The 24,732-nt window shown below is 65.8% G+C and carries 23 protein-coding genes; 16 read left to right on the top strand and 7 right to left on the bottom strand.

Going from position 1 to position 24,732, the window contains the following annotated elements; translation table 11 throughout:
- Positions 1 to 30 precede the first annotated feature (30 nt).
- The 6 genes from ACOI2T_RS01325 to rraA all read left to right on the top strand — a co-directional run bounded on the left by ACOI2T_RS01325 (position 31) and on the right by rraA (position 4,040).
- Positions 31 to 738: a YcnI family copper-binding membrane protein gene (locus ACOI2T_RS01325; RefSeq protein WP_409504172.1), complete on the top strand. Its 708-nt coding sequence runs from the start codon at positions 31 to 33 to the stop codon at positions 736 to 738.
- A complete protein-coding gene (locus tag ACOI2T_RS01320; protein ID WP_085144561.1) occupies positions 735 to 1,241 on the top strand; it encodes a copper resistance CopC family protein in 507 nt (168 codons plus the stop codon). Before ACOI2T_RS01325 ends, ACOI2T_RS01320 begins: the two co-directional genes overlap by 4 nt.
- Complete coding sequence (locus ACOI2T_RS01315) at positions 1,238 to 2,158, top strand: CopD family protein (protein WP_409504171.1); 921 nt, start codon at positions 1,238 to 1,240, stop codon at positions 2,156 to 2,158. The genes ACOI2T_RS01320 and ACOI2T_RS01315 overlap by 4 nt, the downstream gene beginning before the upstream one ends.
- 91 nt (positions 2,159 to 2,249) lie before the next feature.
- Positions 2,250 to 2,741, top strand: a complete 492-nt coding sequence (locus ACOI2T_RS01310) for a hypothetical protein (protein WP_409504170.1) — start codon at positions 2,250 to 2,252, stop codon at positions 2,739 to 2,741.
- A gap of 47 nt (positions 2,742 to 2,788) precedes the next feature.
- Positions 2,789 to 3,553: a MerR family transcriptional regulator gene (locus ACOI2T_RS01305; protein WP_409504169.1), complete on the top strand. Its 765-nt coding sequence runs from the start codon at positions 2,789 to 2,791 to the stop codon at positions 3,551 to 3,553.
- A 7-nt stretch (positions 3,554 to 3,560) separates the two neighbouring features.
- Positions 3,561 to 4,040, top strand: a complete 480-nt coding sequence (rraA, locus tag ACOI2T_RS01300; protein ID WP_409504168.1) for a ribonuclease E activity regulator RraA — start codon at positions 3,561 to 3,563, stop codon at positions 4,038 to 4,040.
- 68 nt (positions 4,041 to 4,108) lie between these two features.
- Here the strand turns inward: rraA and ACOI2T_RS01295 are convergent, their stop codons facing one another.
- Complete coding sequence (locus ACOI2T_RS01295; protein WP_409504167.1) at positions 4,109 to 5,578, bottom strand: flavin-containing monooxygenase; 1,470 nt, start codon at positions 5,576 to 5,578, stop codon at positions 4,109 to 4,111.
- 78 nt (positions 5,579 to 5,656) lie between these two features.
- Between ACOI2T_RS01295 and ACOI2T_RS01290 the strand changes: the two genes are divergently transcribed.
- Both ACOI2T_RS01290 and dinB read left to right on the top strand, forming a co-directional pair.
- A complete protein-coding gene (locus ACOI2T_RS01290) occupies positions 5,657 to 6,298 on the top strand; it encodes a TetR/AcrR family transcriptional regulator (RefSeq protein WP_067854967.1) in 642 nt (213 codons plus the stop codon).
- A gap of 35 nt (positions 6,299 to 6,333) precedes the next feature.
- Positions 6,334 to 7,545 carry a DNA polymerase IV gene (gene dinB / locus ACOI2T_RS01285; protein WP_409504166.1) on the top strand — a complete coding sequence of 404 codons (1,212 nt, stop codon included), beginning with the start codon at positions 6,334 to 6,336 and terminating at the stop codon, positions 7,543 to 7,545.
- Here the strand turns inward: dinB and ACOI2T_RS01280 are convergent.
- Entirely contained in the window at positions 7,542 to 7,973 is a 432-nt protein-coding gene (locus ACOI2T_RS01280) for a hypothetical protein (RefSeq protein WP_409504165.1), read from the bottom strand. The two genes, dinB and ACOI2T_RS01280, sit on opposite strands and share 4 nt — an antisense overlap.
- A 65-nt stretch (positions 7,974 to 8,038) precedes the next feature.
- Between ACOI2T_RS01280 and ACOI2T_RS01275 the strand changes: the two genes are divergently transcribed.
- A complete protein-coding gene (locus ACOI2T_RS01275; RefSeq protein ID WP_085144567.1) occupies positions 8,039 to 8,323 on the top strand; it encodes a YiaA/YiaB family inner membrane protein in 285 nt (94 codons plus the stop codon).
- Positions 8,324 to 8,325: 2 nt separating this feature from the next.
- Here ACOI2T_RS01275 and ACOI2T_RS01270 read toward each other — a convergent pair whose 3' ends face one another.
- Both ACOI2T_RS01270 and ACOI2T_RS01265 read right to left on the bottom strand, forming a co-directional pair.
- A complete protein-coding gene (locus ACOI2T_RS01270) occupies positions 8,326 to 9,333 on the bottom strand; it encodes a PHP domain-containing protein (RefSeq protein ID WP_409504164.1) in 1,008 nt (335 codons plus the stop codon).
- 2 nt (positions 9,334 to 9,335) lie between these two features.
- Positions 9,336 to 9,713: a thiol-disulfide oxidoreductase DCC family protein gene (locus ACOI2T_RS01265; protein WP_409504163.1), complete on the bottom strand. Its 378-nt coding sequence runs from the start codon at positions 9,711 to 9,713 to the stop codon at positions 9,336 to 9,338.
- 89 nt (positions 9,714 to 9,802) lie between these two features.
- Between ACOI2T_RS01265 and ACOI2T_RS01260 the strand changes: the two genes are divergently transcribed.
- A complete protein-coding gene (locus tag ACOI2T_RS01260) occupies positions 9,803 to 10,180 on the top strand; it encodes an ArsR/SmtB family transcription factor (protein ID WP_409504234.1) in 378 nt (125 codons plus the stop codon).
- A complete protein-coding gene (locus tag ACOI2T_RS01255; RefSeq protein WP_409504162.1) occupies positions 10,177 to 11,823 on the top strand; it encodes a SulP family inorganic anion transporter in 1,647 nt (548 codons plus the stop codon). Before ACOI2T_RS01260 ends, ACOI2T_RS01255 begins: the two co-directional genes overlap by 4 nt.
- 3 nt (positions 11,824 to 11,826) lie before the next feature.
- On the opposite strand, the gene ACOI2T_RS01250 is transcribed toward ACOI2T_RS01255, so the two are convergent.
- Positions 11,827 to 13,173: an NAD-dependent succinate-semialdehyde dehydrogenase gene (locus tag ACOI2T_RS01250; RefSeq protein ID WP_409504161.1), complete on the bottom strand. Its 1,347-nt coding sequence runs from the start codon at positions 13,171 to 13,173 to the stop codon at positions 11,827 to 11,829.
- 134 nt (positions 13,174 to 13,307) lie between these two features.
- On the opposite strand from ACOI2T_RS01250, the gene ACOI2T_RS01245 reads away from it, so the two are divergent.
- The 5 genes from ACOI2T_RS01245 to ACOI2T_RS01225 all read left to right on the top strand — a co-directional run bounded on the left by ACOI2T_RS01245 (position 13,308) and on the right by ACOI2T_RS01225 (position 18,461).
- Entirely contained in the window at positions 13,308 to 14,159 is an 852-nt protein-coding gene (locus ACOI2T_RS01245) for an LLM class F420-dependent oxidoreductase (protein ID WP_085144572.1), read from the top strand.
- 863 nt (positions 14,160 to 15,022) lie between these two features.
- Positions 15,023 to 16,267 carry an EspA/EspE family type VII secretion system effector gene (locus ACOI2T_RS01240; RefSeq protein WP_409504159.1) on the top strand — a complete coding sequence of 415 codons (1,245 nt, stop codon included), beginning with the start codon at positions 15,023 to 15,025 and terminating at the stop codon, positions 16,265 to 16,267.
- A 20-nt stretch (positions 16,268 to 16,287) separates the two neighbouring features.
- On the top strand, positions 16,288 to 16,611 hold the full coding sequence (locus tag ACOI2T_RS01235) for an ESX-1 secretion-associated protein (protein ID WP_067854936.1): 324 nt from the start codon (positions 16,288 to 16,290) through the stop codon (positions 16,609 to 16,611).
- Positions 16,612 to 17,094: a hypothetical protein gene (locus ACOI2T_RS01230; protein WP_067854933.1), complete on the top strand. Its 483-nt coding sequence runs from the start codon at positions 16,612 to 16,614 to the stop codon at positions 17,092 to 17,094.
- Positions 17,091 to 18,461 (top strand): 9-bladed beta-propeller domain-containing protein, encoded by a 1,371-nt coding sequence (locus tag ACOI2T_RS01225; RefSeq protein ID WP_409504158.1) that lies wholly within the window; start codon positions 17,091 to 17,093, stop codon positions 18,459 to 18,461. The genes ACOI2T_RS01230 and ACOI2T_RS01225 overlap by 4 nt, the downstream gene beginning before the upstream one ends.
- Before the next feature lie 122 nt (positions 18,462 to 18,583).
- Here ACOI2T_RS01225 and ACOI2T_RS01220 read toward each other — a convergent pair whose 3' ends face one another.
- Positions 18,584 to 20,050 (bottom strand): glutamate synthase subunit beta, encoded by a 1,467-nt coding sequence (locus ACOI2T_RS01220; RefSeq protein WP_409504157.1) that lies wholly within the window; start codon positions 20,048 to 20,050, stop codon positions 18,584 to 18,586.
- The gene (gltB, locus tag ACOI2T_RS01215) at positions 20,043 to 24,611 is read right to left on the bottom strand and encodes a glutamate synthase large subunit (RefSeq protein WP_421877496.1); all 4,569 of its coding nucleotides are present in this window, start codon (positions 24,609 to 24,611) and stop codon (positions 20,043 to 20,045) included. The genes ACOI2T_RS01220 and gltB overlap by 8 nt, the downstream gene beginning before the upstream one ends.
- Positions 24,612 to 24,732 lie beyond the last annotated feature (121 nt).

Raw genomic sequence — 24,732 nt, 5'->3', positions numbered from 1 at the left:
TCCCATCGACTTCCGAAAGACACCCGAACGATGAAACCCCTCACCGGGGCGCCCTGGCGCGCCCTGCTCGGCACCGCCGCCACGGTCACCGCGGTCGGCCTGCTCACGGCCGCACCGGCCTCCGCCCACGTACACGTCGACGCGGACAACCCCGCGCCGGGAAGCACCTCGGTCCTCACCTTCCGGGTCCCTGGCGAATCCGAGTCCGGTGCTGTGACAACACAATTGACCGTCGCCCTGCCCGACGTCGCATCGGCGCGCACCGAGGTGATGCCCGGCTGGACGGCCAAGCTGGACCGCGACGCGGCGGCGGGCACGGTCAAATCCGTCACCTGGACCGCGGCACCCGGCGTCGGCATCTCCTCCGACCAGTTCGCCTTGTTCAAGATCTCCGTGCGGCTGCCCGAATCCGACACGGCGAGTTTCCCTGCCACCCAGACGTATTCCGACGGCAGCGTCGTGCGCTGGGATCAGGCCCCATTGCCCGACGGCAGCGAGCCCGAGCATCCGGCGCCGCAACTGACGCTCTCGGACTCCACTGATCCCGCCGGCCAGGACGATCACGGCGGGCCCGCCATCGCGTCACCCACACCGGCACCGTCCGCACCGTCCACCGTGTCGGCTGCGGACACCGCTGCCAGCACCACCGACAACTCGGCGCGGTGGCTGGCAGGCGGTGCGCTGACCGTCGCGGCGGTCGCCGTGGTCGTCGCCCTGCTGGCAAGGCGCCGATCATGAGGCGGCTGCTGGCCATGACCTTGGCCGCCCTCGCCCTCGCCGCGTCGGCACTCGCCGGTGCGGGCACCGCGTCCGCACACGCCACCAGAACCGGCGCCGACCCCGCCGAGCACGCGAAGCTCACCGAATCGCCGCAACGCGTCAGCGCCACGTTCAACGAGCAGCTTCAGAAGGCCTTCGCGGCGATGACGGTCGTCGGGCCGGACGGCAATCTGTGGTCCGACGGTGAGCCGCAGGTCGAAGGCGCGGTCGTCAGCGTGGGTGTCCGGCCGTTGGGCCCCGCCGGGACATACACCGTGAACTACCGGGTGACCTCGGCCGACGGGCACGTGGTGTCGGGTTCGTGGGCGTTCGAGCTGACGGTCGAGGGAACGGGCACGCCCGGGCCTGCGGCCGCCGCTCCCAGCTCGTCCGACGAGGGCCTGCCGGTGTGGCCCTTCGTGCTGGCCGCCGTGGTGATCGTGGGTGGCGGAGCTTGGTGGGCGGTACGACGGCAGTCATGACCTGGCGGTCGGCGGCCGGCGCAGCGCTGGTTGTGACCGCCGCTTCGGTCGCGGCAGCCGCGCTGTCCTACCCGCAGAGCCAGCTGGCCGGGGCGTTGGTGCGCACGGTCGCCGATTGCGCTGCCGTCGTGACCGTCGGCCTGGCGGCCGTTCCGATGCTCGAAAGCGCCCGCTACCGCGCGGAGTTGGCGCGCACCGCGGCCCGCCCGCTCGCGTTCAGCAGCGCAGTCTGGCTGCTCGCCGAATTGGTGCGCCTGATCGTGGTGGCGGCGCAGGCGGCGGCGGTTCCGGTCCAGCGCGTCGGCGTGCACACCGTCGGCGAGTTCGCACTGCACACGACCGTCGGCCGGTCCGGGTTGGTCGCCATCGTGGCCGCGCTCGCGGTGTGCGTCGCTTCGCTGCTGGCCCCGCGCACCGCCGCGGCGATCGTCGCGACGATCGGAACCGCGGCGGCAGGCGTAGCGGCCCGCACCTTGGCCGGCCATCTCGCGGAGAGCCCGATCGGCGGGCTCGCGGTGGCGGTGCACGCGCTCGCCGCGGCGGTGTGGTGCGGTGTGCTGGCCGCGTTGGTGCTGACCGTGACGCACCGCGGTCAGTGGGCGCGGGTATTGCCGCGGTTCTCACAGCTGTCGCTGGGTTCCGTGGCCGTGCTGCTGCTGGCCGGCGTGCTCGGCGCGGTGATCCGGCTGCAGGCCCCGGCCGACCTGTGGACGACGGGCTATGGGCGGTTACTTGCCGCGAAAGTCGTGGTGACGGTCGGTCTGCTGGTGCTGGCGTGGCGTAACCGGGCGGGCTGGCTTCCGGCCGCCCGCGCGCATCGCACCAGCGCCAGCCTGTCGACCAATCGGTCGCTTGCCGAATTGGCGGTGATGGCCGTCGCGGTCACCTTTGCCGCTGCCCTGGCCGTCACGGGTTGACCATGCGCGGCCTGGCATGATGGAACCCACTGCCGGCCACCCCGAGACCGCGCTGGCGCGGAATATCAGACACTGCGAAGGAGCAGCCAGAATGGCAGAGCAGCCGGATCAACCCGCCGAGAAGCCGGACACCCCAGCCGGCTCCGCACCGGCCGGCCCGTCGGGCGCCGGCGACGATTCAGCTGCCGCGACGCCGCCCGCTCCCGCGACTCCGCCTGCCAAGAAGGCCCCGGCGAAAAAGGCACCCGCCAAGAAAGCACCGGCGAAAAAGGCCCCGGCCAAGGCCGCCAAGAAAGCTCCGGCCAAGAAGGCTCCGGCGAAAAAGGCACCCGCGAAGAAAGCCCCAGCGAAAAAGGCCCCTGCCGACATCCCGCCACCCGAGGTGCTCACGGCCGCTGCGGAAGAGACTGCCGCACAAGCAAAGTCGACGGTGGCCGCGGCCGCCAATCCGGTGTCCGGGCCGGCTCCGGTGCCGTTGGAGACGCCTGCGCAATCTCGCCTGCCGCTGGCGGCCGCGGTGGCTGTCGGCCTGCTGGCGATCCTGCTCGTCGTCGTGACGCGTCGTCATTCGACCGAAGACTGATCGGTCGCGCTTGACCCTGACGCGACGTCAGGGTCGATAGTTGGCTCATGCACGCCAACCGGGACGCCAAAACCGTCGGAGCGGTAGCCGCCCTGACGGGTGTCTCCGTGCGGACCCTGCACCACTACGACCACATCGGCCTGGTGGTTCCGAGCGTGCGTACCGCGGCGGGTTATCGCGGCTACACCGACACCGACATCGAGCGGCTGCACCTCGTGCTGGTGTACCGGTCGGTGGGGCTGGCGCTGGACGAGATCCGGACGCTGCTCGACGACGCCGACGCCGACGTACTCGCCCACCTGCAACGCCAGCACAGCCTGCTGTGTGAAAGGGCCGAGCAGCTTCAGCAGACCATCAAGGCAGTGGAGGAACTCATGAGCGCCCACAACAACGGTATCCAGCTCAGCGCCGAGGAACAGGTTGAGATCTTCGGCAGCGCCGTGTTCGACGAACACCACGAGGAGGCACTGGAACGCTGGGGCGGCACCGAGGAGTGGCGGCAGTCGCAAATCCGCACGGCCGAGATGAGCAAACAGGACTGGATCGAGTTCAAGGCCGAGAACGACGCTTTGCTGCAGGCGCTCGCCGATGGCAAGCGGGCCGGCATGCGGCCGGGTTCACCCGAGGCCGACGCGCTGGCCGCCCGCCATCGCGCCAACATCTCCCGGTTCTACGACTGCAGCGACGACGTGCACGTCTGCCTGGCGCAGATATATCTGGCCGACGAGCGGTTCACCCGCTACTACGACGACGTCGAGCCCGGTCTGGCCCAGTTCGTCCACGACATCATCACGGCGAGCGTCCTGAAATAATCGCGGCGTGAGTATCGAACCCCGCGCCACCGCCGATCTCGTCGACGAGATCTATCCCGACGTCCGTAGCTGTGACCTGCAATTGCAGAACTACGGCGGCAAGACGATGTTCGCCGGGCGGATCACGACCGTGCGCTGTTTCCAGGACAACGCGCTGTTGAAGTCGATCCTGTCCACGCCGGGCGACGGCGGTGTACTCGTGGTCGACGGTGACGGGTCACTGCACACCGCGCTGGTCGGCGACATCATCGCGGGTCTGGCCGCCGACAACGGCTGGTCGGGAGTGATCGTGCACGGCGCGGTGCGTGATGCCGCGGCGCTGCGCACGATCGACGTCGGAATCAAGGCGCTTGGCACCAACCCGCGCAAGGGCACCAAAACCGGTGCGGGCGAACGGGATGTCGAGGTCTCGTTCGGCGGAGTCACGTTCGTTCCCGGCGAGGTCGCATACTGCGACGAGGACGGGATCGTCGTCATCGCCGCATAACGCGAGCAGACACAGAATCGCACTTCTCGAGTCCGATCAGTGCGATTCTGTGTCTGCTCACCGAAGGACTAAACCGTCACTGCGGCACGGTGTTTGGTGAAGTGCAGGGACTCCTCGTCGACCTTGCCGTACCGGATGGTGCGCATGTCGAAGAAGTAGTTCTGCTTGAGCTTCCACGGTGCTTCCGATCCGGACTTCGGCAGGCTGTCCATCGCCCGCCGGAAGTAGCCGGGAGTGAAGTCCATGAACGGCAGCTCGTCGACGGCGTCGCCGGGGTGCTCGGGCTCGACCTTGTCAAAGCCGTTGGCGTCCATGAAGTTCAGCAGACGGCAGATGAATTCGGAGACCAGGTCGGCCTTGAGGGTCCAGGATGCGTTGGTGTAGCCGAACGTGATCGCCATGTTCGGCACGCCCGACAGCATCAGGCCCTTGTAGGTCATCGACTTCGTCAGGTCGACCGCCTCACCGTTGCGGGTGACGGTCGCACCGCCGAACAACTGCATGTTCAGACCTGTTGCGGTGATGATGATGTCGGCCGCCAGCTCGTCACCGGAGGTCAACCTGATGCCGGTCTCGGTGAAGGTCTCGATCGTGTCGGTGACGACGTCGGCCTTGCCCGAGCGGATGGTCTTGAACAGATCGCCGTTGGGCGCCAAGCACACTCGCTCATCCCACGGGTTGTAGCGCGGGCTGAAGTGCTTGTCGTAGTCGAAGCCCTCGGGCAGCCGTCGGGTCGCCATCTGGCGCAACGCCTTCTTGAAGACGCCCGGGAACTTCCTGGCGATCTGATACTGCCCGGTGCTGTAACCGATCTGCTTCCACCGGTTGACGAAGTGCGCCAGGTTCTTCGGCAGGTACTTGTTGGCGCGGCGCGCGAACGGGTCCTCCAACGGCAGTGCGCCGATGTAGGTGGGTGAGCGCTGCAGCATCGTGACGTGCCCGGCGCCGCCCGCCACGAGGGACGGTATGAGCGTCACCGCGGTGGCACCCGATCCGATCACGACGATCTTCTTGCCTGCGTAGTCGAGGTCCTCGGGCCAGTGCTGCGGGTGGATGATCTGGCCCTTGAAGTCGGCCGCCCCGGGGAATTCCGGCGAGTAGCCCTCGTCGTAGTTGTAGTAACCGCTGCACACCGACAGGAACGAGCAGGTCATCTCGATCTGCTCGCCGCCCTTGTCGATGGTGAGGGTCCAGCGGTTGTCGGCGTCGGACCAGTCGGCTGACAGCACCCGGTGGTTGACCCGGATGTGTCTGCTGATGCCGTTCTCTTCGGCGGCCTCGTTGATGTAGTTCCAGATCGACTGGCCGTCGGCGATCGACTTGGCCGAGGTCCACGGCTTGAACCGGAAGCCGAGCGTGAACATGTCGGAGTCCGATCGGATACCCGGGTATTTGAACAAGTCCCAGGTGCCGCCGATGTTCTCGCGGCGTTCCAGGATCACGTAGCTCTTGGTCGGGCAGCGGTCCTGCAGGTGCCAGGCCGTGCTGATGCCGGAGATGCCGGCACCGACGATCACAACGTCGAGGTGTTCGCTCATGGGACCGACGGTATCAACAGGGTGTTGAGTTGGTCAACACCCTGTTGAGAAAATCGACGCAGTGTTAAGCTGCTGGTTGTGACCACCGCCAGCCAGGCGCGCGCACCGCGCGGCCGCCGCTCCAACCGCCCATCGGGCGACGATCGGGAAGCGGCGATCCTCGCGACGGCCGAGCGGTTGCTCGACGACAAGAAGTTCTCCGACATCTCGGTCGACGACCTCGCCAAAGGCGCCGGAATCTCGCGGCCGACGTTCTACTTCTATTTCCCGTCGAAGGAAGCCGTGCTACTGTCGTTGCTCGATCCGCTGATCAAGCGCGCCGACACCGGGTTCGACAACGCGCTCGAAGGCATGCCCGCCGATCCGCACCGCGCCATCCGCCGGGGCATCGAGATCTTCTTCAGCTCGTTCGGGTCACATCCGGCGACAGCCCGCGCGGGAACCGAGGCACTCAACAGCAGCCCCGAATTCCGCACGTTCTGGTCCGGGCTCATGCAGAAATGGATCGCGCTGACGGCGGCGCTCATCACCGCCGAGCGTGAGCGCGGTGCCGCACCCGACACCATCCCCGCCCTCGACCTCGCGACCTCCCTGAACCTCATGAACGAGCGGACGATGATGGCAGCGCTGTCCGCCGAGCAGCCGGCCGTCGAACACGACAAAGTCGTCGACACCCTCTCGCACATCTGGCTCAACAGCATCTACGGCAGCGCCGCCTGACGGGTCTCGCACCTGTCGGTCCCTGATGCGAACATATGTTCGTGTCCGGTACTCAGGCGGCCGACATCCTGCACGCCGACCTCGACTCGTTCTACGCGTCGGTCGAGCAGCGCGACGACCCGTCGCTGCGCGGCCGGCCCGTCATCGTCGGGGGCGGTGTGGTGCTCGCGGCGTCGTACGAAGCGAAGGCGTTCGGTGTCCGTACGGCAATGGGCGGACGGCAGGCCCGTGCGCTGTGTCCGCAAGCCATCGTCGTCCCGCCGCGCATGGCCGCGTATTCACAGGCGAGCAAGGACGTCTTCGCCGTGTTCCACGACACCACGCCGCTCGTCGAGCCACTGTCGGTCGATGAGGCGTTTCTCGACGTGTCCGGCCTTGGCCGGGTGTCGGGCACGCCCGTCGAGATCGCCGGCCGGCTGCGCGCACAAGTCAAGGAGCAGGTGGGGCTGCCCATCACCGTGGGCATCGCGCGTACCAAGTTTCTCGCCAAGGTGGCCAGCCAGGAAGCCAAGCCCGACGGGCTGTTGCTCGTGCCACCGGACCGTGAGTTGGCGTTCCTGCATCCGCTGCCGGTCCGCCGGTTGTGGGGCGTCGGCGCCAAAACCGCCGAGAAGCTGCACGCGCATGGCATCGAGACCGTGGCCGACGTCGCCGAACTGTCCGAGGCGGCACTGGGTTCGATGGTCGGTGGCGCGATGGGGCGTCAGCTGTTCGCGTTGTCCCGCAACATCGACCGCCGTCGGGTGACGACGGGGATGCGGCGCCGTTCCGTGGGCGCTCAGCGGGCCTTGGGCCGGCGCGGCAACACGATGTCGGGCGCCGAGGTCGATGTGGTGGTGGTGAATCTGATCGACCGGATCACGCGTCGCATGCGCGCTGCGGGCCGTACCGGCCGCACGGTCGTGCTGCGGCTGCGCTTCGATGATTTCGGGCGCGCAACGCGTTCGCACACCCTGCCCCGCGCGACGGCGTCCACCGACGCGATCCTCAGCGCCGCACGGGCTTTGGTGGCCGCGGCCGCACCGCTGATCGCCGAACGCGGTTTGACGCTCATCGGGTTCGCGGTGTCGAACATCGACCGCGAAGGCAGCCAGCAGCTGGAGCTGCCGTTCGACGCCGCGCCCGATCCGATCGCGATCGACTGCGCCATCGACCAGGTGCGTCAACGGTTCGGCAACGCCGTGCTGACGCGTGGTGTGTTGGTCGGCCGTGACCCGGGATTGGAGATGCCTATGCTCCCGGATTAAAGCAGTTGTGCCGCAACGAATCCGGCGAGCAGAACGGCGAATCCGCCGACCTCGCCGACGATCAGCGCGACCATCCCCGCATGCAGTCCGAAGCTCGGCTGGCCGAACTGATTGGTGGTGTCCTGCTTGGCGCCATGCTCGATATAGCTGACGATGGCGATGACGAAGAAGAACACCAGGACCATCGCGGCGGTGAGGTTGACCCAGGTCGGCCAGGCACTCAGTTCGACGAAGACCGCCACCAGCAGTGTCGCGAACGAGTAGAGCAATGCGGCGCGATGGGCGATGTCGACGTAGGGGTGCGCCAGATGGTTCTCACTCGTGGCCATCTGCCGGTACTTCCAGATTCCGAGGATCAGCGCCAGCAGGAAGATCAGGCCGGCAGCCAGCAGTGTGACGATCGTGTCGACGCCAAGATCCGCGCGCATCGCGTGAGTGTAGTTGAGTAGTCTCACGCATCCGCCGGACGGCGAGCTACGCCAGGCTTTTCGACATGAACACATTGACCGACACGGCGAAAGTCACCGCCGCGTTCTTCCTTCAGGCCGCCATCGCCTTCGGCGTCAGTTTCCTCGGCGTGCTCGGCGGGATCTTCTTCCTGCCGATCGACACGTGGCAGCGGATGTTCCTCGGTATGTCCGTCCTGTTCCTCGTCACCAGCGCCTTCACCCTGGCCAAGGTGATCCGGGACCAGCAGGAGGCCGCCACGGTCCGGGTACGTCTCGACGAAGCTCGCATGGAAAAGCTGATCGCCGAACACAATCCGTTCACCACCTGAGATCAGGTCGTCGCGGTCCACTCCAGGAGTTGTTCGGCAGGCCAGGTGTTGACGATGCGCTCGGCCGGCACCCCGGCGTCCAGCGCCCGTTGGGCACCGTAGCCGAGGAACTCGAGCTGGCCCGGCGCGTGTGAATCGGTGTCGATGCTGAACAGACAGCCGATCTCCAGTGCGAGTTTCAACAGCCGGGTGGGCGGGTCGCGGCGCTCCGGACGCGAGTTGATCTCGACGGCGGTGCCGCTGTCACGGCATGCGGTGAAGACCTTTTCGGCGTCGAACTTGGACTCCGGCCGCATGCCCCGGCCACCGGTGACCAGGCGTCCCGTGCAGTGGCCCAGCACATCGGTGTGCGGGTTGGCGACGGCCTTGATCATCCGCCGGGTCATGGCCGTCTCGTCCATGGCGAGTTTGGAGTGGACACTCGCCACCACCACGTCGAGCCGCTCCAGCAACTCGGGTTCCTGGTCAAGCGAGCCGTCTTCGAGGATGTCCACCTCGATGCCGGTGAAGATGCGCATCGGCGCGACCAGGTCACGCACCTCATCGATGACGTCGAGCTGTTCGCGCAGCCGATCCGGCGACAGCCCGTTGGCGATCTTCAGCCGCGGCGAGTGATCGGTCAACGCACAGTACTCATGACCCAGATCCCTTGCGGCCAGCATCATTTCCTCGATCGGCGCCGATCCGTCCGACCAGTTGGAATGCACATGCAGGTCACCGCGCAACGCGGCACGGATGTCTCCCCCACCGAGATCGGCCACCGAGGACCGCAATTCGACGAGCGCATCGGGTTCGCGGCCGGCACACGCCTGCGCGATGACTTTCGCGGTCTTCGGGCCGATACCGGGCAGCGACTGCCAGCCGTTTGCGGCACCCAACCGTTCCCGCTGCTCGTCGGTCAAACCCTCGACGATGTCGGCGGCGTTGCGATAGGCCATGACCCGTCGCGGGTCTTCCCGGGCCCGATCTTTGTAATAGGCGATCTGACGTAGCGCGGTCACCGGATCCATGGTCAGCAGTCACCCGGTTGTGCCGCGCAGTGCGGCGTCGTCCCCGGAAACCGGTAGCGGTGGGTGGCGACCCACCGGTAGACGACGTCCTCAAGCCGCCGGACACCCGGCAATCGATAAAGCCGCAACGGAATTCGAGTACCGAAACCCGCCCCGAGCGCGGCGTTGATCGCCTCGGCGCCGCGATACACCGCGCCGTCCGCGTCGTGCCACCATGCCGCCTCGACCATCGTGTCGACGTCAACCCCGAGTCGCTCGGCGGTGCCGGACTTCTGAAACGGTGCGATCCGCACGTCACCCGTCCGCTGCCTGCCGCTAAGTGCGCGCACACTGCGCGTGCACATGCCGCAGTTGCCGTCGAAATACAGCACGCCGCTCATACCTCCAGTGTGCCCGGTTGTGGCTGCGAGCGAACCCCGCTACATTGAATTGCGAATTCATTCAATCCATTAATCCGTCAGGTCGCCTCGTGCCGCACCGTTTCACCGCCAGCCCCGAACAGCCGCTCTACGAAATCAAGGCCAATCTGTTCAAGGCGCTCGCCCACCCCGCGCGCATCCGCGTGCTCGAAATCCTTTCGGCCAGTGGACAACCCACCCCGGTGAGTGACATTCTGGCCGAGACGGAGCTCGAGCCGACGCTGTTGTCACAGCATCTGGCGGTGCTGAAACGCCATCATGTCGTGAGCGGACAGCGAGTCGGCAACGCGGTGTTCTACAAGCTCGCCCACCCGAAGATCTCGGAGCTGCTGGTGATCGCGCGCACCTTCCTGGCCGACACCCTCGGTGTGCAGCGGGACCAGCTGGCCACATTGCGATCCCTGCCACCTATCGGGCATCGACCGTGATTGTTGCCGCGGCAGGCAACCTCGGTAGGTTGCTTCCGCATCGCCGCGACTACTCCGACCTGCCTCGTTCGTGGCGGCAGGACGTCCTCGCCGGTATCACCGTCGGAGTGGTCGCCCTGCCGCTGGCGTTGGCCTTCGGCATCAGCTCCGGGGTTGGGGCGGCCGCCGGCCTGATCACCGCGGTGGTGGCCGGATTGGTCGCGGCGGTGTTCGGCGGTTCTCATGTGCAGGTTTCGGGGCCGACGGGGGCGATGGCGGTGGTGCTGGCGCCCATCGTCGCAACACACGGACTCGGCAGCATCGCACTGGTCACAGTGGTCGCGGGCGTGCTGGTGCTGGCGGCAGGCGTAACCGGGTTGGGACGGGCGGTGACCTTCATTCCTTGGCCGGTCATCGAAGGGTTCACGCTCGGCATCGCAGCGATCATCTTCCTGCAGCAGGTTCCGGCCGCTTTGGCGCAGCAGACACCGGCCGGACAACGCACGCTCACGGCGGCAGTCACGGTCCTCGCGAATGCCGACTGGTCGCATGCCGCGAAAACCCTTGCGGTGGTAGCACTTGTCGCTGTGCTGATGATCGCGCTGCCGAAGCTTCACCGGGCGATCCCGGAATCGCTGACCGCGGTGATCGCGGCGACGGTTGTCGCGGTGACGCTGCACCTACCGGTCGCATCGATCGGTGATCTGCCATCACATCTGCCCGTTCCGGTGCTGCCGCATGCCGACGCAAGCGCCCTGCGCGCGCTGCTCGGTGCGGCACTGGCCATCGCGGCACTGGCGGCCATCGAATCGTTGTTGTCCGCGCGGGTGGCCGCAACGATGTCGCCGACGGGACCGTACGACCCCGACCGCGAGTTGGTCGGTCAGGGCTTGGCGTCCGTGGCATCCGGGGTGTTCGGCGGTATGCCGGCAACCGGCGCGATCGCACGCACGGCCGTCAACGTGCGGTCAGGAGCCAGAACCCGGGTCGCGGCGATCGTGCATTCGCTGGTGCTGCTGGCCGTCGTCTACCTGGCCACCGGCCCCGTCTCGGCGATTCCGTTGTCGGCGCTGGCCGGTGTGCTGATGGTGACGTCGTTCCGGATGATCTCGGGTTCGACCGTCCGCAAGATCCTGCGTTCGACGCGGTCGGACGCATTGATCTTCGCGCTGACCGCGGCCGTCACGGTGTGTTTCGACCTGATCGAGGCCGTCGAGATCGGCATCGTGGTGGCGGCCTTCTTCGCGTTGCGTTCGGTTGCCCGGCGCAGCAGCGTGGTGCGCGAGGAGTTGCCGGAACCGCACCGGTCGGGCGACGAGCAGATCGCGCTGCTGCGCCTCGACGGCGCGATGTTCTTCGGTGCCGCCGAAAGGATTTCGAACGCGATCGGGGACGCTGAGCATCCCCGTACATCCGTCGTCATCATCCGGATGTCACAGTTGGGCATGCTCGATGCCACCGGTGCTCACACGCTCGCCCAAATCGCCACTGACTTGGAGTCGCGCGGAATCACCGTGATCATCAAGGGCGTGCGGCCCGAACACATGGATCTACTGGCGAACGTCGGGGTGTTCGACTCACTCCGACATGAGAACCATCTGCTGGACTCACTCGACGACGCCGTCGAACACGCACGGACCCACGTCGCCCGGCAGCCGCAATGACCGTCAGCTCACCGTGCGGATGAGCTTTTTGTTCACGAACTCCTCGATGCCGAATCGACCCAGCTCACGTCCGAACCCGGAGCGCTTGACGCCGCCGAACGGCAATTCGGCGCCTTCTGCACCGACGGCATTGACGAACACCATGCCCGCGTCGATCTTCTCGGCCACGCGCTGGGCCTGGTCCTTGTCCGTGGTGAAGACGTAGGAGCCCAATCCGAACGGGGTGTCGTTGGCGATCGCGACGGCCTCGTCCTCCGAACCGGCCTTGTACACCACGGCGACCGGTCCGAACAGTTCCTGCCGATAGGCGTCGTTGTCCTCGGTCACCCCGGTTAGCACGGCCGGCGGGTAGAACGCACCGTGGCGTTCCCCCGATGAAGTGAGCTGTGCGCCTTGGTCGACTGCGGTCTTGACCTGCTGCTCGAGCCGCTCTGCTGCCTGCTCGGAGGACAGCGGCGCGATCCCGTCGGCAGCCGCCAGCAGCTTGTCGGTGAACTTGGTCAGGAAGTCGTCGTACAGATTCTCGGCGACGATGAACCGCTTGGCCGCGTTGCAGGCCTGCCCGGTGTTCTCCATCCGCGCCTCGACGGCGGATTCCACGGTTGCGTCGAGGTCATCGGTCGACAACACGATGAACGGATCGGAGCCGCCCAGCTCCAGCACGCATTTCTTCAGATTGCGCCCGGCGATCTCGGCGACCGCCGCGCCCGCCCGCTCCGACCCGGTGAGCGAGACCGCCGCCACCCGCGGGTCGGCGATGATCGTGGCCACTTGGTCGTTGGTGGCCCGGATGTCGATGTAGGCGCCCTGCGGGAACCCGGCCTCCAGGAACAGCAGCTGGAGCAGCTCGGCGGATTCGGGGCACTGCGGTGCGTGCTTGAGCAGGATTGTGTTGCCGATGACCAGGTTTGGGCCGGCGAACCGGGCCACCTGGTAGTACGGATAGTTCCACGGCATGATGCCGAGCAGCACGCCGATGGGTCCGCGTTTGACGACGGCGGTGCCTTCGCCGTCGAGCAGTTTGATCTCCTCGTCGGCCAGGAATTTCTCGGCGTTCTGCGCGTAATACCGGTAGATGTCTGCGCAGAAGTCGACTTCGCTCAGCGATTGGTCGCGCGGCTTGCCCATCTCGCGGACGATGACATCGGCCAGTTGTTCACGGCGCTGCTCATGCAGATCCGCGACCTTGCCGAGCATCGCGGCGCGCTCGGCCACCGTCGAGGTCCGGGGCCACGTGCGGCCCGTCTTCGCGGCGGCCTCGATCGCGGCTTCGATTTCAGCGTCGGTTGCGGTGGGATAGGTGGCGACCACTTCGGCGGTCGCGGGATCGGTGACTGCGTACTCGGTCATGGTTCACTCCCGATCGTTCGGTCCACTCGCGAGATTACCGAGCACACCGTCACATTGGGCCAAGAAGGCAGTTCACAGCATTTGTTCATCTGCTGCCAGGAATTTCTGCCGATGCGTGTCTAGTTTTGAGTGTTGTGCGATTCGCCTTCAAAACTTCCCCGCAGAACACGACCTGGGCCGACATGCTGGCCATCTGGAAAGCCGCCGACGATATCGATGTCTACGAGTCGGGCTGGACTTTCGACCACTTCTATCCGATCTTCTCGGACTCGACCGGCCCGTGCCTGGAGGGCTGGACGACACTGACCGCGCTGGCGCAGGCGACCGAACGGCTGCGTGTCGGCGTGCTCGTGACCGGCATTCACTACCGGCATCCCGCGGTGCTGGCGAACATGGCCGCCGCGCTCGACATCATCTCGAACGGACGCCTCGAACTCGGCATCGGCGCCGGGTGGAACGAGGAGGAATCGGGCGCCTACGGCATCGAACTGGGCTCCATCAAGGAACGTTTCGACCGGTTCGAGGAAGCCTGCGAGGTGCTCAAGGGCCTGCTGAGCCAGGAGACGACGACGTTCGACGGCAAGTTCTATCAGCTCAAGGACGCCCGCAACGAGCCGAAGGGCCCGCAGCAGCCGCATCCGCCGTTCTGCATCGGCGGCAGCGGCGAGAAGCGGACGCTGCGGATCACCGCCAAGTACGCCGACCACTGGAATTTCGTCGGCGGCCCGCCTGAGGAGTTCGCGCGCAAACGCGATGTGCTCGCATCGCATTGCGCCGACATCGGCCGCGACCCCAAGGAGATCACGCTGTCGGCGCATGTCCGGCTCGGCGAGGATCGGGATTACGCCAAGGTCGTCGACGAGGCTGCCGCGCTCGGTGCGGAAGGTCTGGATCTGGCCATCATCTACCTGCCGCCGCCATACGACACGGCCGTGCTCGAGCCGCTGGCGCAAGCGATCAGGGATTCCGGGCAGCTGACCAGCTAGTACGCGCGCCTGATGTCATGGCCGGCATCGTGTTCATCAAGCGGTGCCGGCCTTTTCGTGCCGGCTGGCAGAACGCAAAAATTGACGAGCGGCCACTGCGACCACCCGCCGATGCGGCTTGCGACGCGCTAGACCCCGAAGCGAAGTAGCTCGTCGGCGGTGACCAACCGCTCGTTCTTGGCCGGGAACTCCCGACTCTTCACCGGGTGGCGTAGCAATGACCAGGCAATTCGACCCATCCGTGACCGACTGATCGGACTGAGATACACGGTGATCACTCCTGCGGCTTCTTGATAGCTGTACCCGTAACCCCACGTTACCGCAGAGCTCTCACCAAGTCATTAGATACCTGGTTTCCGGCAAACAGTGCGTGCCACGCCGCGGAGAATTCTGAGTGTTTTTCTTGTGACTCATGTGACTGATGTGGCGATCATGCGGCCGAATTTGTGGCCTACACCACATCAACCAGCGCCTTTGAGCCCCTCGGCGACGTGATGAACCCCACACAAGCTAATTAAGAGCGTCTTACTAATTGCTAATCGGTCCAGATCCGTCGAGCCGCCCGACACCCCCTACCACCGTTGTCACGCCAGAGTGACGCTGGACCTCCAGGGTCACTCTGGCGTGACAATCGCGAGTCAAGGAAGGTCAGCGCCCGGCGGGTCGCCAACGCCTTGTCGCAGTGTGGGTCTTTCTTGCATACGTCCCGCAGGCTCCTGCAACGATTCCAAGCGCTCGCCTTACGAACCGATGTACTCCCACATCATTCGAAATCATCTGTCCATGCACGTAGTCCTACAAATTGCCGTCATCAAGGTATGCGTGGCGTTGTTACGCTTTTTTGGGCACAAAAGGGGGTTCACGTGGGCATACGAGACGGGCTGGCCGACCTGATCGAAGCTCCATTCAAGATTGGCAGCGGCGTCGTCGAAGGTGCCAAGGACACAGCGAGTCTCGTTGACAACGTGCTCGATGGGGATTGGGGCGGCGCGTTCAATGATGGCTTCAAACTCGTCGGCGATGCGAACGACCTCGTCGAAGGCATCTCCGCTCTCGGCGGTTTTGCGACCCCGCTGCCGACGAGTTTCTATGCGGTAAAGAACCTCCTCCCGGCCGACTCAAAGATTCTCTGGGCCGCTCAACAGACGATCGAGGGCATGAAGAAGACGACGGGCTCCGGGCAGCCTTGTAACGGCGACGAGTTCCGTGGTTCGAGCGAGCGTCTCCAGACGGTAGTCGACACCCTGATCAGCGCGGAGCCACACGAGGACAAGTGGGACGGCACCGCCTCGCAGGTTTACAACGCCGTGAACGCGTCCCATCGACGAGTCACTTCTGAGGTTCAAAACGCCGATCTGGAGGTCGCAAAAGTCCTCGACATCGAGGCCGGCCAGGTGACACGCACCAGGGAGACCCTCGATGATCAGATCGAGTGGCTGAAGGTCTACGACGTCGCGACGTTCGCTCTGAACGCAACACCGCTCGGCCGCCTTGCCAAGTTGGGGCTCGACACCGCCGCTGCCGCCGCCGCGCTGGGAATCGCTGGCACCACGATGAGCATCCTCGTCAAGAACAGCGTCGAAAATGCGCTGAGCATTCGTGAGCACCTCGATGGTTACGCCAATGGAGCTAGAGACACGTCGGGCAATCCCGACGGTGGTTGCGAGATTTTCGCAGCACCGGATCCGAACGAACAAAAGCAGCAGCTTCCTAGACACGACCAACGGGCAACACCTCTACCCGACCCGGCGAGTGGTACGCGCCCGCCATCGCGGTCCCTCCCCACAACCGAATACACGGTTCCAAGCCCTGAAGAACCCATCGTTTACGGCCCGCCGGCGACCCCGTACGCGGTTCCCACTCCCACAACTCCATCCGCGTCCGGCGCATCTGCTCCCGCTGCGACCGCACCTCCGGTAGCCCCCGCCGCTCCCGCTCAATCGGCGCCAGCTTCACCCAGCGCGCCACGATCGGCGCCCCCGACGATCTCGGCACCGCCCGCCGGTCCCGGAGCGGCCGCACCCGCCGCTTACTCTGGCGGACGTGCGCCGGTCAATGCAGGCCTGGGCGCGCCGGTCTCGCCCCGTACGTATCCCACCCAATCCTGAGCCTCGACGAAGGAACCTAGGTGCCAACAGATTACGAAAAGAATCTTGCTGTTCTGACCGACCATATCGTTCGACTGGCTGACAAGCAGCAGACCGCAGTCAGCCAGATCACGGGGGCTAATCGGTCGATTGTAGACCCGGCTCGCAACGTGTTGGACACACACGGACTTGCATGCGGGGCAACCAATCTCGCAGTCTCCGCCGTCGAAGCTGCCCGTCGCACGGCCGGCGGGAAGCTGCTTCAAGTTTCCACCGAACTCGGTGAAAAACTCACTGCCGCTGCGGCAAACTACGAGAACACCGACTCCGCCGAAGCCGGGAACATCGACTCATGTGGGGCCTGAGTGGGCGACAGCTGGTCGGATACATCGTGGGACGACGACGAGGCTGACAGTTCCGAGGACGAGTCGACGCTGTCCGCGCTCGACTACATCAATGATGGCGAAGAGCCTTCATCCACGAGCGAAACCGAAGCTGACGTCGAAGATTCGGGCCTCGAGATGCTCTTCACGGTGACGAACCCTCCAGGTACGGTGTCAGTCACCACGTTGGTGAACGGTCTTCCGATGCAGATCGACCTCGCGCCTCGAGTCGTAGACATGACGGAAAACGAACTCACTGAGGAGATTTTGTTGATCGCGAGGCTTGCCGCACAGAACGCTCTGGCCGGTCAGCACGTGCTCATCTCCGGAATCATGCAGCGCTGCGGCTTAGATCCATCGGCCGTTCGGAGCTACCTCGAGCACGATTTGGGCCTGCCCTCGGCCGAGAAGGTGCTCGCTGAAAAGGCCCAGATCTTCGCCGAGCGGTACGGATACGGAGAATGACGAACTTGCCGGAACGGGTGTCGCGACGCAGACGCTGGCCGCTCATCGTTTCCGCCCTCATAGCTATGTTGATCATCGCGATCTCGGGCGTCGCAGGGTGGTGGTTTTTAGGTGGTTCTGAGGCGTGGGCACGATCGCGGTGGCAACCTCCTGAACAAACGCTTCTGTCATCGGTGCGTACGCAGCCAGTGGCTGGTTGGAGGACCGACATCGCCGCACTGGGATTGCCGCCGGAATCAAGGATCACCACCGGCGACACCCCCTGGGTACCCGGCCCTGTCATCCAAACCGCCACGGCTCGCGCCTACCTCCTGGCCAACAGTCAAGATCCGTCCCCGCAGTGGTGGCTGACCGGCATTGATTCCACCGACGGGCGCAGATCGTTTGCGCCGGTCGCGCTCAACGCGACGCCCGCCGCACCCAGTTGCTTCATCAACGGCGCTGCAGTCGTGTGCATCTCGGATGATTTCGACAGAGCAACCGCCTGGGTCATTGACGGGGAGACCGGAAACCTTCTGCACACCGGGCCGACTGAGCTCCGTTTGGTCACCGGGGGGAAACTCATGGCGACGCAGGCAGGTGGGTACTTGGTGGCGGCGGCTAAGGACGAAGGCCTCTATGGCGTTGGCTCACAAGCAGAAACGACGTGGTTTGTACCCGGTCGCGGAATCCTCGGCGAACACAACGAAAATGTCGCGTTTCAAGGCGCTGGCGCCGAGGAGTCGGGCATCACCACCATGTTTTCGCTGGAGGACGGGGCAATAATCGACCCACAGCTTGGTGAGGGCAATCGCTTTCGGAACATTCACTTCGTTGACGGCGGATTTGCTGCGACCGTCGAGCAAGACTACTTCGGCCCTGCGTTCGCTCGGTTCTTTGATCTCAACGGAAGATTGACCAGCGACAAACGCATCAAGACCACATTCGTCAACACGACCGCGAACCTCACCGGAATCGCAGAGGATGACACGTTCGGGGTCTACGACTCGCACGGCACCAAGCTGCTCGATATCGATGACGGCCGGTCGCATGGCATCCACCTGATCGGAGACACACTATGGGTGAGCGAATCTGATGTCACCCAATCCACCGTCTACCGGCCATATGACATGCGCACCGGCGACAAGGGTGAGCCGTGCGAATTCGACTTGGGCGTAGGCTATCTCGGGAGCGACGGCGTCGTCGCCGTGCGAGCCCCGGTGAATCTCAAGTCTGACCTACTGGCCGACGCCTACGATCTCACCACGTGTGAAAGGGTGTGGTCGATTCCCAGGAACGGGCCTTTCGGCCGGGTGACCAGAGTCGGCGATACCCTCGTCCGGGTTTCGGACGACGGCACCGAGATCTTCTCCCTCGTCAGCCCCTAGCTCGCCGAGCCTGTCCGACACCGCGCTCCCCACCGTTGTCACGCCAGAGTGACGCTGGACCTCCAGGGTCACTCTGGCGTGACAAACGTGACCAACGCACGCGGGTAGCGCGGAAAACCAAGTCAGCGCTGCGGCGCAGCAGTCGGCTTGATGGGCGCGGGCAGTGCCGTGCGGCCCATCAGGTAGCGGTCGACGCCTGCGGCGGCGGCCCGGCCTTCGGCGATCGCCCACACGATCAACGACTGGCCACGGCCCATGTCGCCGGCCACGAACACGCCGGGAACCGAGGTCTGGAAGTTCGCATCGCGTGCGACGTTGCCGCGGTCGGTCAGCTCGACACCGAGATCGGTGATCAGGCCCGGCTTCTCGGGTCCGACGAAGCCCATCGCGAGCAGGACGAGATCGGCCTTGAGCTCGAAGTCGGTACCTTCCACCTTCTCGAACTTGCCGGCGTTCATCTTCACCTCGTGCGCCCGCAGCCCGGTGACATGACCGTTCTCGCCGATGAATTCCTCGGTGTTGACCGAGAAGACGCGCTCGCCGCCCTCTTCGTGGGCCGAGGACACCCGGAACATCAACGGGTAGGTCGGCCACGGGGTCGAGTCCGCACGGGTCTCCGGCGGGCGCGGCATGATCTCGAACTGGTGGATGCTGGCCGCACCTTGGCGGTGTGACGTGCCGAGGCAGTCCGCGCCGGTGTCACCGCCGCCGATGATGACGACGTGCTTGCCCTTGGCCGTGATCGGCGGCTCGCCGTCGGGTCCGAGGACATCGTCACCGAGCTGCACGCGGTTGGCCCAGGGCAGGAACTCCATCGCCTGGTGGATGCCGTCGAGTTCGCGGCCCGGGATCGGCAGGTCACGCCAAGCGGTGGCGCCACCCGCGAGCACGACGGCGTCGTAGTTCAGCCGCAGCTGCGCCACGGTGATGTCGACGCCGACGTTGACGCCGGGCCGGAACTGCGTGCCCTCGGCCGCCATCTGCTCCAGGCGCCGGTCGATGTGGCGCTTCTCCATCTTGAACTCGGGGATGCCGTAGCGCAGCAGCCCGCCGATGCGGTCGGCCCGCTCGAACACCGTCACGGTGTGGCCGGCCCGCGTGAGCTGCTGGGCGGCGGCCAGACCGGCCGGGCCGGAGCCGACGACGGCGACCTTCTTGCCGGTCTGCACGTCGGGCAGCATCGGGACGACCCAGCCCTGGTCGAAGGCGTTGTCGATGATCTCGACCTCGACCTGCTTGATGGTCACCGGATCCTGGTTGATGCCGAGGACGCACGACGCCTCACACGGCGCCGGGCACAGCCGGCCGGTGAACTCCGGGAAGTTGTTGGTGGCGTGCAGCCGCTCGATCGCGTCGCGCCACCGGTCCCGGTACACCAGGTCGTTCCACTCGGGGATCAGGTTCCCGAGCGGGCAGCCGTTGTGGCAGAACGGAATACCGCAGTCCATGCATCGCGATGCCTGGTTCTGCAGAACCCCGTGGGAGAAGTCCTCGTAAACCTCGTTCCAGTCCTTCAGGCGCAGCGGAACCGGCCTACGGGACGGAAGTTCCCGGGACGTGTGCTTGAGAAAACCGCGCGGATCAGCCACTGGCGGCCGCCATGATCGCCTCGTCCACGTTGTCGCCGGCGCGCTTGGCTTCGGCGATGGCAGTCAGCACGCGCTTGTAGTCGCGCGGCATGACCTTGACGAAATGCTTCAATTCGTTATCCCAATCAGACAGGACCCGTTGCCCGACAGTCGAATCGGTGGCATCAACGTGCGCGGCAAGAATGCCCCGCAGCCATTCGACGTCAGAGTCTTCGAGCTCCTCCAACTCCACCATCCCGGTGTTCAGGTTCTCCGACAGCGTGCCGGAGACGTTGTACACATATGCGATGCCGCCGGACATACCGGCCGCGAAGTTGCGGCCCGTCGGTCCGAGGATCACGACCTTGCCGCCGGTCATGTACTCGCAGCCATGATCGCCGACGCCTTCGACGACCGCGTGGGCGCCGGAGTTACGCACCGCGAACCGCTCACCCACCTGGCCGCGCAGGAACGCCTCACCGCTCGTGGCACCGAACAGGATCACGTTACCGGCGATGATGTTGTCTTCTGCGGCAAAGCCTTCCGGGGCCTCGTCGGCAGGGCGCACGACGATCCGTCCACCGGACAGGCCCTTGCCGACGTAGTCGTTGGCGTCGCCGTAGACCCGCAGCGTGATGCCCTTGGGAACGAACGCACCGAAGCTGTTGCCTGCCGACCCGTCGAACGTGATGTCGATGGTGCCGTCCGGAAGCCCCTGCCCGCCGTAGGCCTTGGTGACCTCGTGGCCGAGCATGGTGCCGACAGTGCGGTTGACGTTCGTGATCTTGGTCGAGAAACGCACCGGCGTGGCCGAATCCAGCGCCTCCCGGCTCTGCGTGATCAGCTGCTGGTCCAGCGCCTTGTCCAGACCGTGGTCCTGGCGCGAGCTGCAGTACAGATCCTGATTCATGAACGCCGATTCCGGCTCGTGCAGCACCGGCGACAGGTCGAGCTTGTGCGCCTTCCAGTGCTCGGCGGCACGGGTCGTGTCGAGCGAACCGACCTGGCCCACCATCTCGTTGACGGTGCGGAAGCCGAGCTGCGCCATGAGCTCTCGGACTTCCTCGGCGATGAACATGAAGAAGTTCTCGACGAATTCGGGCTTGCCGTTGAACCGTTCGCGCAGCACCGGGTTCTGGGTGGCCACACCCACCGGGCAGGTGTCGAGGTGGCACACGCGCATCATGATGCAGCCCGAGACCACGAGCGGCGCAGTGGCGAAGCCGAATTCCTCACCGCCCAGCAGCGCGGCGATGACCACGTCGCGGCCCGTCTTGAGCTGGCCGTCGACCTGGACCACGATGCGGTCGCGAAGACCGTTGAGCAACAGGGTCTGCTGGGTCTCGGCCAGGCCGAGCTCCCACGGCGCACCCGCGTGCTTCATCGAGGTCAGCGGTGTCGCACCGGTGCCGCCGTCGTGGCCCGAGATGAGCACCACGTCGGCGTGTGCCTTGGAAACGCCCGCGGCGACCGTGCCGACGCCGTTCTCGCTGACCAGCTTGACGTGCACGCGGGCCTGCGGGTTGGCGTTCTTCAGGTCGTGGATCAGCTGCGCGAGATCCTCGATCGAGTAGATGTCGTGGTGCGGCGGCGGCGAGATCAGGCCGACACCCGGGGTCGAGTGCCGCACCTCGGCCACCCACGGGTACACCTTGTGCCCCGGAAGCTGGCCGCCCTCACCGGGTTTCGCGCCCTGCGCCATCTTGATCTGGATGTCGGTGCAGTTCGTCAGATAGTGCGATGTCACACCGAACCGGCCCGATGCCACCTGCTTGATGGCGCTGCGGCGCCAGTCGCCGTTCTCGTCGCGGTCGAAGCGGCTGACGTGCTCGCCGCCCTCACCCGAGTTCGACCGTCCGCCAAGGCGGTTCATCGCGATCGCGAGTGTCTCGTGCGCCTCGGCGGAGATCGAGCCGTAGCTCATGGCACCGGTCGAGAAGCGCTTGACGATCTCCGACGCGGGCTCGACCTCGTCCAGCGGCACCGGCGGACGCACGCCCTCGCGGAACTTCAAGAGCCCACGCAGCGAGGCGATGCGCTCGCTCTGGTCGTCGACGAGCTTGGTGTACTCCTTGAAGATCGAGTACTGACCGGTGCGCGTCGAGTGCTGCAGCTTGAACACCGTGTCCGGGTTGAACAGGTGGTACTCGCCCTCACGGCGCCACTGGTATTCGCCACCGACCTCGAGCTCGCGGTGGGCACGCTCGTCGGGGCGGTCCAGGAATGCCAGCGAATGCCGGGTGGCGACGTCGTCGGCGATGTCGTCGAGGTCGATGCCACCGACGGGGCACGCGAGGCCGGTGAAGTACTCGTCGAGCACTTGCTGGCTGATGCCGATCGCCTGGAACAACTGGGCGCCGGTGTAGGAGGCCAGGGTGGAGATGCCCATCTTGGACATCACCTTGAGCACGCCCTTGCCTGCCGCCTTGACGTAGTTGGCCTTGGCCTTGTCGCTCGTGATGCCGGTGATCACACCGCGATCGACCATGTCCTCGATCGACTCGAACGCCATGTACGGGTTGATCGCCGCGGCGCCGAAGCCGACCAGCATGGCCATGTGGTGCACCTCGCGGGCGTCACCGGCCTCGACGACCAGACCGACCTTGGTACGGGTGCGCTCGCGGACCAGGTGATGGTGCACGGCCGCAACCGACAGCAGCGACGGGATCGGCGCCATCGTCTCGTTGGATTCGCGGTCGGACAGCACGATGATGCGGGCGCCGTCGCGGATCGCCTCGGACACCTTGGCGCGCACGTTGTCGAGGGCTTCCTTGAGCCCCTTGCCGCCCCGGTTCACCGGGTACAGGCAGCGGATCACCGCGGCCCGCATGCCGTGCTTGTGGCCGCGGATCTCATGGTCGGGATCCACGCACATGAGCTTCGACAGGTCGGCGTTGCGCAGGATCGGCTGTGGCAGCACGATCTGGCGGCACGACTCGGCGCCTGGGTTGAGCAGGTCGCCTTCCGGCCCGATGACGCCCTGCAGGCTGGTCACGACCTCTTCGCGGATGGCGTCCAGCGGCGGGTTGGTCACCTGGGCGAACAACTGCTGGAAGTAGTCGAACAGCATGCGCGGGCGTGCCGAGAGGACGGCGACAGGCGTGTCGGTGCCCATCGAGCCCAGGGCCTCGGCACCCGTGCGGGCCATGGGCGCCACGAGCAGGTTGAGCTCTTCGTAGGTGTAGCCGAAGATCTGCTGGCGCAGTACGACCCGGTGGTGCGGCATGCGGACGTAGTCACCCGGCGGCAGCTCGTCGAGGTGGAACAGGCCCGATTCGAGCCATTCCTGGTACGGCTGCTCGGCCGCGAGTTCGGCCTTGACTTCCTTGTCGGAGACGATGCGGCCCTGCGCGGTGTCCACGAGGAACATGCGGCCCGGCTGCAGGCGCATCTTCTTGACGACGGTGGACGGGTCGAGGGGCAGGACGCCGGCCTCCGACGCCATCACCACGAGACCGTCGTCGGTCACCCAGATGCGGGAGGGGCGCAGGCCGTTGCGGTCGAGCACCGCGCCGATGACAGTGCCGTCGGTGAAGCAGACCGAGGCCGGTCCGTCCCACGGCTCCATGAGCGACGCGTGGTACTGGTAGAACGCACGCCGCGCGGGGTCCATCGACTCGTGCCGCTCCCACGCCTCGGGGATCATCATCAGCACGGCGTGCGGCAGGCTGCGGCCGCCGAGATGCAGCAGTTCGAGCACCTCGTCGAAACGTGCGGTGTCCGACGCACCCGGGGTGCAGACCGGAACGATCTTGTCGAGGCCCGCGGTGCCGAACAGATCGGTGCGGATCAGCGCCTCGCGGGCGCGCATCCAGTTCTCGTTACCGGTGACGGTGTTGATCTCGCCGTTGTGGGCGATGCGCCGGAACGGATGCGCCAGCGGCCACGACGGGAACGTGTTGGTGGAGAACCGCGAGTGCACGATGCCGAGCGCACTGGTCAGCCGGTCGTCCTGCAGATCGAGGTAGAACGCCTTGAGCTGCGGGGTGGTCAGCATGCCCTTGTAGACGAAGGTCTGACCCGACAGGCTTGGGAAGTAGACGGTTTCGCGTCCGGGGCCGTCCTGGCCCGGACCCTTGGTGCCGAGCTCGTGTTCGGCGCGTTTGCGCACGACGTACGCGCGACGCTCCAGGTCCATGCCCGACGCGCCACCGAGGAAGATCTGGCGGAAGGTCGGCATGGCGTCCCGGGCGAGTGCGCCGAGAGAAGAGTCGTCGGTGGGCACCTCGCGCCAGCCGAGAACCTCAAGGCCTTCGGCCTCGGCGATCTTCTCGACGGCCTCACACGCGGTCGCGGCGTCGCGCGACGACTGCGGCAGGAATGCGATGCCGGTGGCGTAGCTGCCCGCCTCGGGGAGCTCGAACTCGACGACGTCGCGCAGGAAGGCGTCCGGCACCTGGATGAGAATGCCCGCACCGTCACCGGTGTTGGGCTCGGCGCCCTGGGCGCCGCGGTGCTCGAGGTTCACGAGCGCCGTGATGGCCTTGTCGACGATGTCGCGGCTGCGGCGGCCATGCATATCGGCCACCATCGCGACGCCACACGCGTCATGTTCGTACGCGGGGTTGTACATGCCCTGCATACGCGAGGAGCTGTTCCCACTCTGGCTCTGGGGCGTCATTCCCACCTGGCCCTTCAACATGCATTTCTGGAGCTTCGCCGCTAGTCACCACTTACAGCGACTAGCTGGCGTTAGCCGGCTC

Source organism: Mycolicibacterium wolinskyi str. Jessa 2025 (assembly GCF_049241375.1).
In the GTDB taxonomy this organism is placed as follows: Bacteria; Actinomycetota; Actinomycetes; order Mycobacteriales; family Mycobacteriaceae; genus Mycobacterium; species Mycobacterium wolinskyi.
Note: the sequence above shows the minus strand (reverse complement) of the source record. Positions and strands in the feature narration are given on the sequence as shown.

Bases quoted from the DNA above. Each gene is read 5' to 3' on its own strand.
- ACOI2T_RS01325 (WP_409504172.1), top strand. From the start codon at position 31: ATGAAACCCCTCACCGGGGCGCCCTGGCGCGCCCTGCTCGGCACCGCC.
- ACOI2T_RS01320 (WP_085144561.1), top strand. From the start codon at position 735: ATGAGGCGGCTGCTGGCCATGACCTTGGCCGCCCTCGCCCTCGCCGCG.
- ACOI2T_RS01315 (WP_409504171.1), top strand. From the start codon at position 1,238: ATGACCTGGCGGTCGGCGGCCGGCGCAGCGCTGGTTGTGACCGCCGCT.
- ACOI2T_RS01310 (WP_409504170.1), top strand. From the start codon at position 2,250: ATGGCAGAGCAGCCGGATCAACCCGCCGAGAAGCCGGACACCCCAGCC.
- ACOI2T_RS01305 (WP_409504169.1), top strand. From the start codon at position 2,789: ATGCACGCCAACCGGGACGCCAAAACCGTCGGAGCGGTAGCCGCCCTG.
- ACOI2T_RS01295 (WP_409504167.1), bottom strand. From the start codon at position 5,578: ATGAGCGAACACCTCGACGTTGTGATCGTCGGTGCCGGCATCTCCGGC.
- dinB (WP_409504166.1), top strand. From the start codon at position 6,334: ATGTTCGTGTCCGGTACTCAGGCGGCCGACATCCTGCACGCCGACCTC.
- ACOI2T_RS01280 (WP_409504165.1), bottom strand. From the start codon at position 7,973: ATGCGCGCGGATCTTGGCGTCGACACGATCGTCACACTGCTGGCTGCC.
- ACOI2T_RS01275 (WP_085144567.1), top strand. From the start codon at position 8,039: ATGAACACATTGACCGACACGGCGAAAGTCACCGCCGCGTTCTTCCTT.
- ACOI2T_RS01270 (WP_409504164.1), bottom strand. From the start codon at position 9,333: ATGGATCCGGTGACCGCGCTACGTCAGATCGCCTATTACAAAGATCGG.
- ACOI2T_RS01265 (WP_409504163.1), bottom strand. From the start codon at position 9,713: ATGAGCGGCGTGCTGTATTTCGACGGCAACTGCGGCATGTGCACGCGC.
- ACOI2T_RS01250 (WP_409504161.1), bottom strand. From the start codon at position 13,173: ATGACCGAGTACGCAGTCACCGATCCCGCGACCGCCGAAGTGGTCGCC.
- ACOI2T_RS01225 (WP_409504158.1), top strand. From the start codon at position 17,091: ATGACGAACTTGCCGGAACGGGTGTCGCGACGCAGACGCTGGCCGCTC.
- gltB (WP_421877496.1), bottom strand. From the start codon at position 24,611: ATGCAGGGCATGTACAACCCCGCGTACGAACATGACGCGTGTGGCGTC.